Annotated in this window: 17 protein-coding genes; 7 read left to right on the top strand and 10 right to left on the bottom strand. The window is 67.7% G+C overall.

The annotated features are described in order from the left end of the window. Positions 1-216: 216 nt before the first annotated feature. Complete coding sequence (locus AC1KAR_RS14495) at positions 217-834, bottom strand: TetR/AcrR family transcriptional regulator (protein ID WP_480318862.1); 618 nt, start codon at positions 832-834, stop codon at positions 217-219. A gap of 231 nt (positions 835-1,065) precedes the next feature. On the opposite strand from AC1KAR_RS14495, the gene AC1KAR_RS14500 reads away from it, so the two are divergent. Continuing rightward, positions 1,066-1,500, top strand: coding sequence for a hypothetical protein (locus AC1KAR_RS14500; RefSeq protein WP_480318864.1), 435 nt, complete (start codon positions 1,066-1,068; stop codon positions 1,498-1,500). A gap of 39 nt (positions 1,501-1,539) precedes the next feature. Here the strand turns inward: AC1KAR_RS14500 and AC1KAR_RS14505 are convergent, their stop codons facing one another. Next, complete coding sequence (locus tag AC1KAR_RS14505) at positions 1,540-2,676, bottom strand: sigma-54 interaction domain-containing protein (RefSeq protein WP_480318866.1); 1,137 nt, start codon at positions 2,674-2,676, stop codon at positions 1,540-1,542. A 195-nt stretch (positions 2,677-2,871) separates the two neighbouring features. Next, on the bottom strand, positions 2,872-3,489 hold the full coding sequence (locus AC1KAR_RS14510; protein ID WP_480318868.1) for a glutathione S-transferase family protein: 618 nt from the start codon (positions 3,487-3,489) through the stop codon (positions 2,872-2,874). A 237-nt stretch (positions 3,490-3,726) separates the two neighbouring features. Here AC1KAR_RS14510 and AC1KAR_RS14515 point away from each other — a divergent pair, with 237 nt between their 5' ends. The 5 genes from AC1KAR_RS14515 (at position 3,727) to AC1KAR_RS14535 (ending at position 6,589) form a co-directional block, all read left to right on the top strand. Beyond that, positions 3,727-4,470, top strand: a complete 744-nt coding sequence (locus AC1KAR_RS14515; protein WP_480318870.1) for a MotA/TolQ/ExbB proton channel family protein — start codon at positions 3,727-3,729, stop codon at positions 4,468-4,470. A 13-nt stretch (positions 4,471-4,483) separates the two neighbouring features. Next, a complete protein-coding gene (locus tag AC1KAR_RS14520; protein WP_480318872.1) occupies positions 4,484-4,909 on the top strand; it encodes an ExbD/TolR family protein in 426 nt (141 codons plus the stop codon). Between the two features lie 36 nt (positions 4,910-4,945). Continuing rightward, on the top strand, positions 4,946-5,383 hold the full coding sequence (locus AC1KAR_RS14525) for an ExbD/TolR family protein (RefSeq protein ID WP_480318874.1): 438 nt from the start codon (positions 4,946-4,948) through the stop codon (positions 5,381-5,383). Between the two features lie 26 nt (positions 5,384-5,409). Then, a complete protein-coding gene (locus AC1KAR_RS14530) occupies positions 5,410-6,099 on the top strand; it encodes an energy transducer TonB (protein ID WP_480318875.1) in 690 nt (229 codons plus the stop codon). A gap of 97 nt (positions 6,100-6,196) precedes the next feature. Further along, positions 6,197-6,589 (top strand): hypothetical protein, encoded by a 393-nt coding sequence (locus AC1KAR_RS14535; protein WP_480318877.1) that lies wholly within the window; start codon positions 6,197-6,199, stop codon positions 6,587-6,589. A 138-nt stretch (positions 6,590-6,727) separates the two neighbouring features. Here the strand turns inward: AC1KAR_RS14535 and AC1KAR_RS14540 are convergent, their stop codons facing one another. The 4 genes from AC1KAR_RS14540 to AC1KAR_RS14555 are packed head-to-tail and all read right to left on the bottom strand — an operon-like array spanning position 6,728 to position 9,511. Next, a complete protein-coding gene (locus AC1KAR_RS14540) occupies positions 6,728-7,435 on the bottom strand; it encodes a lectin (RefSeq protein WP_480318879.1) in 708 nt (235 codons plus the stop codon). 9 nt (positions 7,436-7,444) lie between these two features. Continuing rightward, positions 7,445-7,912 carry a c-type cytochrome gene (locus AC1KAR_RS14545; protein ID WP_480318881.1) on the bottom strand — a complete coding sequence of 156 codons (468 nt, stop codon included), beginning with the start codon at positions 7,910-7,912 and terminating at the stop codon, positions 7,445-7,447. 28 nt (positions 7,913-7,940) lie between these two features. Next, positions 7,941-8,918 carry an SMP-30/gluconolactonase/LRE family protein gene (locus AC1KAR_RS14550; protein WP_480318883.1) on the bottom strand — a complete coding sequence of 326 codons (978 nt, stop codon included), beginning with the start codon at positions 8,916-8,918 and terminating at the stop codon, positions 7,941-7,943. After that, positions 8,915-9,511, bottom strand: coding sequence for a peroxiredoxin (locus AC1KAR_RS14555; protein ID WP_480318885.1), 597 nt, complete (start codon positions 9,509-9,511; stop codon positions 8,915-8,917). Before AC1KAR_RS14555 ends, AC1KAR_RS14550 begins: the two co-directional genes overlap by 4 nt. Before the next feature lie 208 nt (positions 9,512-9,719). Between AC1KAR_RS14555 and AC1KAR_RS14560 the strand changes: the two genes are divergently transcribed. Beyond that, entirely contained in the window at positions 9,720-10,175 is a 456-nt protein-coding gene (locus AC1KAR_RS14560; protein ID WP_480318887.1) for a rhodanese-like domain-containing protein, read from the top strand. Between the two features lie 7 nt (positions 10,176-10,182). Here AC1KAR_RS14560 and AC1KAR_RS14565 read toward each other — a convergent pair whose 3' ends face one another. The 3 genes from AC1KAR_RS14565 to AC1KAR_RS14575 all read right to left on the bottom strand — a co-directional run bounded on the left by AC1KAR_RS14565 (position 10,183) and on the right by AC1KAR_RS14575 (position 12,678). Further along, positions 10,183-10,764, bottom strand: a complete 582-nt coding sequence (locus AC1KAR_RS14565; RefSeq protein WP_480318889.1) for a c-type cytochrome — start codon at positions 10,762-10,764, stop codon at positions 10,183-10,185. Then, entirely contained in the window at positions 10,761-11,129 is a 369-nt protein-coding gene (locus AC1KAR_RS14570) for a hypothetical protein (RefSeq protein WP_480318891.1), read from the bottom strand. Before AC1KAR_RS14570 ends, AC1KAR_RS14565 begins: the two co-directional genes overlap by 4 nt. A gap of 109 nt (positions 11,130-11,238) precedes the next feature. Next, positions 11,239-12,678: a DUF1501 domain-containing protein gene (locus AC1KAR_RS14575; RefSeq protein WP_480318893.1), complete on the bottom strand. Its 1,440-nt coding sequence runs from the start codon at positions 12,676-12,678 to the stop codon at positions 11,239-11,241. Positions 12,679-12,681 lie beyond the last annotated feature (3 nt).

The raw sequence follows: 12,681 nt of genomic DNA on the forward strand, positions 1-12,681 counted from the left end.
TGCACCAAAAAAGATGGGGCCGAAGCCCCATCAAACATGCAGCCGGTCTCTCCACCCGGCCTCGCTCGCATACCCCAAACACACCTCTGACTCGCCTGAATCTCTTGATTTGCCTGCGGCATGGCAGCTTGTAGACAAACAGTCTACAAACCAGGCGGGCGTCTCCACACGAGGGGATTCCCTTCGCTGCATTGCATCAACGGGTTTGTTTGGGGATCAGCCTCGGAGCTGGCGTTTGCGGGGTGTGGTCCGGGCCAGTTTGGGCAGTTCGCGCTCCACCGTTGCCGGCTCGCCGTAGCGATGCGCGAGCGCCTGCCACCCGCCGAGGATGAACTCCGACCAGACCTCGGCACTGCGGCGCGGGTCGAGGCCGAACTTGCGCAGGCCGCGCGCCGCCGCGGCCGGCGAGTTGATGGTGATCACCGCGACGATCTCGGCCACGTCGGCCGGCACATGAAACGTGCGCATCGACTTCTCGACGAAGAAGCGCGTGCTGTGCATGCGCTCCTCGCGATCGCGCACCTGCAGCAGTTGCGCCGTGCCGCGGTCGCCGAACAACTCGCGCAAGATGCTGCCGCGCTCGTGCAGGTAGTCGAAGGCCTTCTCGGTCGTCTCGCGCACGATGCTCTCGAACGACGCATCCGGCGCGAAAGCGCCGAGACCGCGCCCGCGCAAGATGGCGAACTCGCGCTCGAGAAGTGCCTGCAGGAGTTCGTCGCGGCTGGAGAAGTGGCGATAGATCAGCGCCTTGCTGATGCCCGCCGCCTGTGCCACTTCTTCGAGCGTGCAGTGCAGGATGCCGCGCTGAAGAATCAGCGCCGTGGCGCTATCCATGATCTGAGTGTGGCGATCTGCCGAAGACAGGCGCGGCGCGGCAGCAACAGTTTTTCGGCTCGGCATGGTCGTGCAATCTATCACCGGGGTCGATTTGCTCCAGGGCGGAGCAATGCAGGTGACCCTGTTTCAATTCGCACACCCTTCCATCCCTAGGCTAAGGGGGGACCCCCTCAAGACGCGGCGTTTTCTGACAACCTTTTGACACAGGTTCCTTCTATCCTGCAACACATGGAAGGGATCCTCAGCACGTTGAAACACCTCGGCTTCGCCCAGATGATGCTGGCGTGGCTGTTCGTCGGTTGCTACGCGCTGGCCATCGGCGGCCTGCTCGGCGGCACTGGCAGCGCGCGCTCCGGCGTGGTCGCCGCGGCAGCCGCGATTGCCTTCGCCCTGCTCAGCGACCAATGGGTGCACGGCGCCTTGCTGATCATCTTCACCGTAGCCGGCGTGGGCGTATTCGTGGTGCTGGCTTGGCTGCTGGCGTCGACATCGTCATGGTTGCTGGGGGTCAACCTCAACGCGCAGCAGGCACGACCACAGCGCGCAGCGACGCCAGCGCAGCAGGCGCAGCTTCCCGTCAGCGCCGTGGCCGCAGCCCCTCAGCGGCAGTCGCTGGCAGACGGGCTGCGCGCACTCGCGCGGTCGCTCCATCTTTCGCAGTGACCTGCCGCCGGTGCCGAGCGCACCGGGTGCAGTCACACGTCAGCCTTCGGCCAGAGCCAGTTCAGCCTCGTCCTCTGCCTGCCGGCCCGCCAGCAGGCCGTGGCGCTTGAGCAGAGTGCGCAAGGTATTGCGCGTGACACCGAGCAGACGGGCGGTCTGCACCTGATTGTCCCGGCAGCGTGCGTAGGCGCAACGCACGAGCAGCGATTCGATGCGCTCGAACAGCTGCGGGCACCGCGTGTCGAGCAGGCTGTCGATCGCACGCTCGAGCGCGGCCAAAGGTTCCGCCACCGCATCGCGCGTGTTTGCTTTCGATGCGCCAGCAGCATCGCGTGCATCGCCAACACCCGCGGGCACCGTGATCTGCCCGACCGGCGCGAACCGAAAGTCGCTCGCGCGCACGAGGCCGTCGCGGCTCACGATCAACGCATAGTGAATGACGTTCTCCAGCTCGCGAATGTTGCCCGGCCAGGTGTAGCTGAGCAGAGCCTGCTGGGCTTCATCGGACAGCGACGGCGCGTCGATTCCTAGCTTGCCCGCGTAGACGCCAAGAAAGTGGCGCGCGAGCGGCAGGACGTCGCCCGGGCGTTCACGCAGCGGCGGCAAGACCACCGAAGCCACGCTCAGCCGGTAGTAGAGGTCGGCGCGAAAGCGCTGGGCCTGTACCGCGTGATGCAGCTCCACATTGGTGGCCGCCACAAGTCGCACGTCGATCGCGACCGGCCTGCGCGAGCCCAGGCGTACCACCTGACGCTCTTGCAGAACTCGCAGCAGCTTCACTTGCAATGCCAGCGGCAGATCGCCAATCTCGTCAAGAAACAGAGTGCCGCCCTCGGCCGCCTCGAACCACCCCGCACGTGCCTGCGCCGCCCCCGTAAAGGCGCCGGCTTCGTGGCCGAAGAGCTCCGCGTCGACGAGGTTCTCGCTGAAGGCGCCGCAATTGACGGCGACGAAAGGCCCCTTGCGGCCACTGCGCTTGTGGATATGACGGGCAATCAACTCCTTGCCGGTCCCGGTTTCGCCGATCACGAGCACGGTGGCCTCACTGCGAGCCACGCGCTCGACCTGCTCCAGCAGCGCCACCGAGCGCGGGTCGTGAAACAACAAGGCCTTGGCCCGGATGGACAAGGCCATCGACGCGGATTCCGGAAAGGTCAGGAGCTGATCGGCTGGCATGCGTGGGTGTGCGGGTTTCGCGCTTCAGAAGTGAAGACTGACGATAGAGACGAAGTTCCCGCAACCCAAACGATGTTTTCGCCTTTGCATATGCGCGCCGCGCGACGCAACAGGTCGCACCAAGCGACGAGCGCACGAAGACACGAAGGACGAGATTCCCTTCTCCGCAGGAACGGAGGGAGATTCCTGCGCGGCTCAGGCCTGGGACGCCAGCACGTTGATGACCGCAGGCAGCGCCTGCATCCGACGCGTGTGATCCGCCACCTTGGGAAACCGTGATGGGTCCACGCCATCACCTTCGAGCCAGGACGCAAGCGTGAAGAGGTAAGCGTCGCTCACGCTGATCTGCTCGCCGAGCACCCACGGGCCCTGCAGCATGTCGTGTTCAATCAACTCGAAGCACGCGGCCATTGTCTGTGGGACCTTGCGCGTCATGTCGGCGATCGCCACCGGGTCATCGGCCCAGCGTGACCCGCGCCGCTTGTGCGCATGGGCCACGTGCACCGTACTGCACAGATAGCTGTTGAACGCATTCATGCGGGCGAGCTCGAACGCGTCGTCGAGAGGTGCGAGGCGCGACAGCGGGTGCGTCTGCGCGATGTACTGAAGGATCGCGGGCGTTTCCGTGAGCGTGCCGCGCTCCGTGACAAGCGCCGGGACGCGCCCCTTGGGGTTCACTCGCAGGTACTCCGGCGAAGTCTGCTCACCACGCGCGAAGTCGACGCGCACGGCCTGGTAGCTCGCACCCGATTGTTCGAGTGCAATGTGAGATGCCAACGCGCAAGTCGCGGTGGCGTAGTACAGGGTCAGCATGTCTTTGGTCTCCAGCGTTGCGTATCGGTTCGCGGTACCTCGCAGCTTACGCGCCACGCATGAGACGCGTGTGCAGTTCCAGGCCGCACGCTGCTGCATTCACGGCAAGCCGGGCACTCTCTGCTGCGAGCGCAGCAACTTCAGCGCACTCGCATATCCATCTGCAAAAGTCTTTGTTCACGCAGAGAGTGCACGTGCCCAGACTGGACTGAACCGCAACAACCAGATCGCATTCCAATGAGGACACAACGCTTTCTCCTTCGCACCGCCGCCGCCGCGACCCTTGCCTGGGCCGCCAGCGCCTGGGCCCAACCCGGCGCACCCGCGGACAGCCCCTACGGCCTGGGCGCGCTGTGGGCACAAAGCGACTTCGTCGCCAAGGGTGTGCTTGCACTGCTCGCGGTGATGAGCGTGGCGAGCTGGTACGTGATCATCACGAAGCTCGTGGAGCAGTCGCGCATCAACCGCGCAGGGAAAGACGCGAACAGAAACTTCTGGAATGCCGAATCGGTACGCGAGGGCGCCGACGCGTTGAACAAGCACAGTGCATTCCGCTTCATTGCCGAAGCGGGGCTGGTTGCCACCGGCAAGCACCCCGGCCTGCTCAAGCACGTGCCGCTCAACGACTGGGTGACGCTTGGAATCCTGCGCGCCACCGAGCGCATCCAGGCATCCCTGCAGAACGGACTTGCCGTTCTCGCCACCGTCGGCTCGACCGCCCCCTTCGTCGGGCTCTTCGGCACGGTCTGGGGCATCTATCACGCACTCACGGCGATCGGCGCGGCAGGGCAGGCCTCGATCGACAAGGTCGCCGGGCCGGTGGGCGAAGCACTCATCATGACGGCCATCGGCCTCGCGGTCGCCGTGCCGGCGGTGCTCGGCTACAACTGGCTGGTCCGCCGCAACAAGGCCGCGCTCGACTCGGTGCGCGCCTTCGGACAGGACCTGCACTCGGCCCTGCTCACTCAGAGCCCGGCCTGAGAGGCAGCGTCGCATGGCCTTGTCCCTCGCCCAGCTCGATCCCGACGACGACGTCGTCTCCGCCATCAACACGACGCCGCTCGTCGACGTCATGCTGGTACTGCTCATCATCTTTCTCATCACCATCCCGGTGGTCAACTTCTCGGTGCCGGTCGACCTGCCCAAGCGCCGCAACGAGGCGCGCGAGACCAAGCCCGAGAACATCGTGATCAGCGTCGACGCGCAAGGCGGCGTGTACTGGCTCAACTCGCCGGTGCAGGGCCAGACGGCCCTGCTCGAACGGCTCAAGCAAGTGGCCCAGCAAGACCCGCAGCCCGAGGTACAGATCCGCGGCGACCTGCGTGCGAGCTATGAGCCGGTGGGCCGCATCGTGCTCGCCTGCCAGCGCGCGGGAATCGCCAAGCTCGGCTTCATCACCGAGCCGCCGGCTCGCGGCTGACGACGACGTCACCACTCAACCCACACGGAGCATCCCATGGGCATGCAAGTGAGCGCCGCCGGCGAAGGCGGCAGCAATGACGAACCCATTCTCGACGTCAACACCACGCCGCTGATCGACGTGATGCTGGTGCTGCTGGTGATGCTGATCATCACCATCCCCATCCAGCTGCACGCGGTCAACCTCACCCTGCCGGTCGGCACGCCGCCGCCGAGCGAGACCAAGCCCGACGTGGTGCGCATCGACATCGCCAACGACAGCGTTGTGTACTGGAACGGCGAAGCCCTGCAGCGTTCCGACGAGCTGCAGGCACGGCTGCAAGCCGCCGCCGCACAGGCGACTCAACCCGAGGTGCACGTGAGCCCGGCCAAGTTCTCGCGCTACGACAGCTTCGTCGAGGTGATGGTCGCGCTCAAGCAGCACGGCCTGACCAAGATGGGCGTGGTCGGCAGCGAGCAGTTCATCGACCAATGAGCATCGATCAGTGAGGACCCCACATCATGAGCGCCGTCTTTCCGCCGCCCGCCCCCTTCTCCCCAAGCTTCTCGTACAGCGCGCCGCCGCCGGGCGTGGGCGGTTCGCGCCGCAGCACCGGCCTGGCCGTGGTGCTCGGCCTGCACGTGCTCGTGGCCTGGGCACTGGCCTCGGGCCTGGCGCGCGAAGCGGTCGAGGTGATCAAGAAGCCGATCGAGATGGCCATCGTGCCGGAGGCCCCTCCACCACCCCCGCCCCCGCCGCCGCCCAAGGTGGTCGAGAAGGTGGTCGAGGCACCGAAGGTGAAGCCGCCGCCCCCGGCCTATGTGCCACCGCCCGACATCACGCCCCTCGTCGTGCAGGCGGAACCCGTGATTCAGGCGACGCAAGCCGAACCGCCCCCTGCCCCGGAGCCTATCGCGCCGCCAGCGCCTCCCGCGCCACCGGCTGTCGTGAAGCAGGAGATCAGCCTCGCCTGCCCCGGCTACCAGCAGGTGCTGGCGCAGACGCTCGAGGACGCCTTCGACCGCGTCGGCATCGTCGGTACGGTGCGCACGCTGATCAAGGTGCGCGGCACGCAGGTGGTCGATGCGGTCGCGGTGTCCGGGCCGAAGGAGTACCACAAGTACGTGGGTGCCGCGATCAAGCGCATGCGCTGCTCGGCCGGCGGTGCCGAGGAAGTACAAGTCGCACTCGATGTGAAGTTCCAGCGCTGAGCCGGCTCTCCGGGCCGCGGCCCGGGCATCCGGATTGCCCCTGTCCGACAAGAGTGCGTCGCTATCATGGCGACGCAGTAGAACCACGGAGATCCGGATGTTGTCCCAGTTGTCGCGCGGCCTTGCGGCCGTGATGTCCTTCGCAGCGATGAGCTTGGCCGCCCAGGCCGCCGAGCCCTCGGTGGTCGACTCCGCCGCAAGCGGCGTCGAGCGTGGTGCCGTCGCGGCCGGCAGTGGTGTGGAGCGGGGTGCCAAGGCCGCGGCGAGCGGTGTCGAACGCGGCGCCAAGGCTGCAGCCAGTGGCGTGGAGCGCGGAGCGAAAGCCACGGCCCGCGGCGCCGAGCGCGGTTACGACGCCACCAAGCGCGGGCTCACGAAGGCCGCGAGCGCCGTCGAGCATGGCGCCGAAGTCGCCGGCAACGCCGTAGAGCGCACCGCGCGCCGGATCGGTCTCCCGGTCGGGGACAGCGCGTCCACCCCGGCGCGCTGATCGAGAAAAAGGGCGCTCCACCGGAGCGCCCAAACCCCGCAATGCGGCGCAGCAGCACGTGAGCGCCACTCCCCACCGCACCTACCCATCGCAGGTTCAGTTCACGAGCTTCGGCGCGTGGGCTGCGACCCTCACGATTCAATCGACCGCGAAGCAGTAGAAGAGGCCCGCCCCGCCAGTCGCCACCAGGTTGGCCTGGCTGCAGCCGCGCGTGGCATGCGCCGAGTTCCATGAGGTGTTGCCGCCGCCGGTGCGATCGAAGTGGCCGATCTGCGCGGCGCCCTCGCCCGAGCTCGTGAAGTTCTTGCAGGTGCGGTCGGCACTGTTGTCGATGAACGCGCGGCCATCGGGCTGCGAGCCGGTGAGGATGTCGTGCTCGTTGGGCTTGTCGCCGGCGCGCTTGACCTGCTCGTTCTTCTCGTTGAAGGCGGTGGCCCAGCTGAGGTTGTTGCCGATGCGCGCCGCGTCGATCGTGTCGCCGTGCAGGTGCGCGAGATCGCGTGCGACCACACCACCGCGCGTGTTGTGCCAGGGGCCGCTACCGATGCGGTCACGCGCGTTCACCGCCGGCTTGTCGGCCGTGGCCTGCGTGCTCAGGTAGGCGCGCCAGGTCTTGCCCGCGCCGGTGGTCGCGGCCGCGAGCTTCTGACAATGCGCATCGGCACCGGCCAGGCCGCCGAGGTCGGCACCCTTGCCCAGGCCTTCGCTGGTGATGAAGAAGCTGGCGGGTGCCACCGGCGCAGCCGGCGCGGAAGCCGCGGCGGCGGGCGGATTGGTCTGCGCCTGCGCGGCCTGCGACAGGGCAAGCACGGCAAGGCACAACGCGGAGCGGGTGAGAAGCTTCATGAAGGAATGTCAGTTGGTGTTGCGGTAGTCGTCGTGGCAGGCCTTGCAGGTCTGCTGCAGCTTGCCGAACTGGCCTTTCACGGCGGCGGGGTCGCCGGCCTGGGCCAGGCGCGCGAGCTCGTTCGCCTCTTTGACGAAGTTGGCCGAGAGTTCGCCCACGCGCGCGCCGTCGCTGAAGAGAGAGGCCTTCACCGTGGTGTCGCGCCAGCCCTTGCCGGTCTCGGTGCCGGCCGGGAACAAGCCACCGATCCCCGAGTTGGCGAGGGCCGCGATGGCGTTGGCGGCCTTGATGACGTCCTCCTTGTTGTAGGTGCCGTCGACCGAGGCCTTGATGCGGCCGGAGTTCCAGCCAATGGTCTGGTAGACCGACTGGCGCCACTTGATGAGTTGCTCGGGCTTGGGGGCCTGCTGCGACCACGCGGTGAAGGTGGCGGCGATCAATGTGCTGGCGATGAGAAGCTTGCTGTAGTTCGTCATGGGAGGTGCAGGTTGGGAAAGAAGAGGTTCACTTGGCGCGGTCGGTCGGGCCCGAGGTGAGCGCGGCGATGCGGTAGGCCGAGCCGCGCCCCACCACGTAAAGCGTGCGCTTGTCGGTGCCGGCGAAGGCGAGGTTCTGCGGCGCCTTGGGCAGCGGGATCACTCCGAGTGCTTCGCCTTCGGGGCTGAACACCTGGATGCCGGCGGTGCTCGCCACGTACAGGCGCCCGATGGCGTCGACGGCCAGGCCATCGGCGCCGCTGCTCGGGCCGGCGTCGGTCTGGCGGAAGCCCGCGAGCTTGGCGAAGTTGCGGCGTGCGCCGAGCTTGCCGTCGGCCGCGATGTCGTAGGCCAGCACGTGCTCGCCCGCGGTGTTGGCCACGTACAGCACCTTCTCGTCGGGGCTCAGCTGGATGCCGTTGGGCCGCGTGATGTCGTTGGCCAGGCGCTGCAGCGCGCCCTGCGGCGTGATGCGGTAGACCGCGGGCTTGCCCGGCGTTCCCTGCGGTGCGGGCTGCCCCGCCTGCGCGCGATAGCCGGAGTCGGTGAAGTACACGTTGCCGCTCTTGGCCACCACCAGGTCGTTGGGGCGGCCGAAGGACTCGCCCTGGTAGTTGTCGGCCAGCAGCTTGGCGCGCGCGGTGGGGTACACCACACCGACGCGCGTCTTGAGCACCTGCACCGACACCAAGTCGCCCTGCGGGTTGATGCCCAGGCCGTTGGAGCCGTTGCTGTTGTCGAGGTAGGTCGAGGTGCTGCCGTCGGCGGCGATGCGCGTGATGCGGTTGGCCTGCGTCTCGGTGAAGATCAGGCTGCCATCGGGCAGGCCCAGCGGGCCTTCGGTGCCGGCGAAGCCTTCCTTGATGAACTCGATCGGCGTGCCGGCCGACACCACGCCCGGGATCGCTGGCGTGACGCCCGCGGTCGGCAGGGCGGGCGGGGTCTGCGCGCAGGCGGCGAGCAGGCAGGCGGCGGCAAGGGCGGTGAGCGCGTGAAGCCGCTTCATGACTTCCTCCCGGCGGCGATCTTCTGCACGGCTTCGAGGGCCTGCTGCACGTTGAGGTCGGGCGCGACGCCGCCAACGGTGAGCGCCACGCGGCCGTCGGGCATCACGATGAAGGTGGTGCGCTCGGCGCGGCCGTGGCCGATCTCCTGGCCGCGCTTGTCCTTGCGGCCGGCCTCGGTCTCCGCCACCGCGATGTCGAAGGACTTGGCGATGCGGCCGTCGGCGTCGGAGGCGAGCGGGATCTTGCCGGCGCAGCTCTGCGGGTCGGCCGAGAAGTCGTTGAGCTGCGCGATGCTGTCGAGCGAGACACCAATGATGGAGGCGCCCGCCGCCGCGAACTTGTCGGCGTTGACGGCGAAGGTGTGCGCCTGGATGCTGCAGCCGTTGGTGAAGGCCGCGGGGTAGAAGTACACCACCACCGGGCCTTTCTTCAGGGCGTCTTTCAGCGAGTAGGTGAAAGCCTTGCCGGCCAGCGAGGCAGGCGCCTTGAAGTCGGGGGCGGCGTCGCCCTCCTTCAGGGCCGCGCCCACGGGCAGGGCGAATGCGGCGGCCAGCAGGCCGGCCAGCAAGGTGTGTTGTCTGATGGTCGTCATGTGAATGTTCCCGGATGAAGAATCCGTTCACCATTCAGCAACTCCCGCGCCACGCCTGCGCAGGCCGAAACGGCGCAGTTGCAGCAGCATGCTGTTGGCATCGCAACAGCCTGGGTGCCTGCCCTGCTACCGATGCCACATCGCACGCTCGTGGCGCGCGGCACGAATGCTGCAACGCAACGGGCTTCATCACTCACAGAGCAAGCACATGACCAGGCTGCCCCTTCTTGCCGGCACCGCCGCGTTGGCATTCGTCACCTCCCTCGTCTTCGCGCAGCAGACCCCCACCGCGCCGGCGGCACAGCCCGCCCCGTGGAAGTACAAGACCAAGCGCCTCGCACGCGCCGAGATCGACGCGCTGCTCGCCCACCCCGAGAAGCTCCTGGTGCTCGACGTGCGCCGGCCCGACGAGCACATCAAGTACGGCAGCTTCCCGGTCTTCCTGAGCGTGCAGAACAGCGAACTCGAGAAGCAGCTCGCCTACCTGCCGCGCGACCGCGCGATCCTCACCGTCTCCAACCACTCGGGGCGCGCCGGTGCCGCAGGCGACCTGCTCACGAGCAAGGGCTTCACCGTCGCCGGTGCCGCGGGCTCCGAGGACTACGAACGCGAAGGCGGCAAGGCGGTGGCCCACATCCAGCCGCCGGCACCACGCGCCAACTGAAGCACCGCTAAGGCGAGGACGACAGGTACGCGGCGAGCGCGCGGATCTGCGCGTCGCTCAAGGGCTTGGCCACCGGGTTCATCAACGGGCTGGTGCGCCAGGCCGAGCGCCAGTCCTGGAGCTGTTGCTCCAGGTAGTGCGAGTCCTGCCCGGCCAGACGCGGTGTGAGCGCGTCGCCCCCTTGGCCCGCCGCGCCATGGCAGGCGGCGCAGGTTTGCTGGAACAGCGCACGCCCGGTCACCACATCGCCCTTGCCGTCGCCCCGCATGGGCGGGCGCGACGCAAAGTAGGCCGCGATGTCGAGCAGGTCGCCGTCGTCGAGGTGCTGCGTGTTGAGCCGCATCACGTCGTGCCTGCGCGTGCCGCTTCGGTAGTTCTTGAGCTGCTGCACCAGGTAGTCGGCGCGCTGTCCGGCCAGCCGGGCGTAGCGCGCGTTCGTCTGGCCATCGCCCTGCCCTTCGGTGCCGTGGCACTCGAAGCAGCGCTCGGCCTCGGCCTTGGCGCGACCGGCCACGCTGTCGCCGGCCGCGAGCAGCTCGCAGCAGGTGGACAACAGCAGCACGGCCAGCGCGAATCGGGCGCGGCTCATTCCTTCTTGTAGAAGGTGTGGCAGGTGCGGCAGGTGCGCGACAGGCCGGTGGCCGCGTCGGTGGCGTCGTCGAAGTTGCTGGCGTTCACCGACTTGATGATGCGCTGCGTGAGCGTGCGGCTCTGCTTGGAGAGGTCGACCGCGTTCGCCGCGTCGCCACGCGCGACGAAATGCGCCTCGACCTGCGCCAGCAGACCGTCGAGCTCGGTGGCGTCGGCGAGCGAGGCCTTGGCATCGCGCAAGGCGACGTTGGAGGCCAGGCTCTTGTTGACGTCTTCGATGGTCTGCATGAGGTCCATGCCGAGCTCGGCATGGGCACTGGAAAGGGCGGCCCAGGCCGCCAGAAGAATCACTGCCTTGCGCATACGTCCGGACTGTTCAGTTCAACTCTGTCATCCCGGCAAACGCCGGGATCCACTGCGCGCAATGCACGTGGCACGGGTGGGCCCCGGCGTTCGCTGGGGCGACGGCTCGTCAGGTCAGCACCTCGTTGACAACCTTCCCGTACACCACCGTCGGCCGCTCCGAACGGCCCAGGTGCAGGTAGGTGGTCTTGAGGTGGTTCAGGCCCAGCTGGTTGAGCACCGTGGCGTGGATGTCGTAGGTGTCCACGCTGTTGTCGCCCACCGACTTGAGGCCGATCTCGTCGGTCTGGCCGTGCGAGTAGCCGGCCTTCACACCCCCGCCCGCGAGCCACTGCGTGTAGCCCCAGGGGTTGTGGTCGCGCCCGGTGCCCGACTGGCCGTATGAGGTGCGGCCGAACTCCGAGGTCCACACCACCAGCGTCGAGTCGAGCAGGCCGCGTTGCTTGAGGTCGGCCAGCAAGGCGGCGATCGGCTTGTCGACCATGCGCGCCTGTGCGGCGTGGTTGCCTTCGAGGTCTTCGTGCGCATCCCAGTCGCGGTACTTGCCGGCCTGGCCCGAAACCACCTGCACGAAGCGCACGCCGTTCTCCACCAGGCGGCGCGCGCGCAGCAGGTTGGTGCCGTATTCATTGGTGGCTTCTTCGCCGATGCCGTACTGCGTGCGCGTGGCCGCGGTCTCCTTGCTGATGTCGACCACCTGCGGCACGGTGGCCTGCATGCGGTAGGCGAGCTCGTAGGACTCGGTGCGTGCACGCAGCTCGCTGTCGCCGGGGTAGCGCTTGCCGTGCTGCTGGTTGAAGGCACGCAGGAAGTCGAGCGCCTCGCGCTGCTGCTTGGCGGCCAGCAGGTCGGGCCGGTCGAGGTAGAGGATGGGCGTGTTGCCGAGCTGCAGCGGGATGCCCTGGTACACCGCCGGCAAGAAGCCCGCGGTGTAGTTGACCGAGCCGCTCTCCAGCCCGCGCCCGCCGTTGGACAGCACGATGTACGCCGGCAGGTCGGGGTTGGCCGTGCCGAGCGCGTACTGGATCCACGCGCCCAGCGCGGGGCGGCCCGGCGTCAGCGCGCCGGTGTTGAGCTTGATGGTGGAGATGTCGTGCGTGGCACCGACCGTGGTGCTGTTGTGGATGAAGGCGATGTCGTCCACGTGGCGCGCCAGGTTGGGCAGCAGGTCGGAGATGTACTTGCCGCTCTGGCCGTGTTGCTTCCAGGTGCGCTTGCTCGCCAGCAGCTTGCCGGCCCCGCCCTGGGTGTTGACCTGCACGCCCTTCAGGAAGGACGCGGGAACCTCCTGCGCATGCAGCTTCACCAGCTCGGGCTTGTAGTCGAACAGGTCCTGCGTGGCCGGTGCGCCGGCCATGTGCAGCCAGATCACGGCCTTGGCTTTGGCCGCGTGGTGCGGCGACTTGGGCGCGAGCGGGTCCACGACGGCGGCGGCCTCGCTGGCATGCGAGGCGGTGAAGAGCCCCGTGTTGCCGATCACGCCGCCGACGGCGAGCGCGCTGCCGGTGGCGAGGAAGTGGCGGCGATTGTGGTTGTGGTGGTGGCTCATGGT

It is taken from the genome of Piscinibacter sp. PDB1-1, assembly GCF_056675995.1.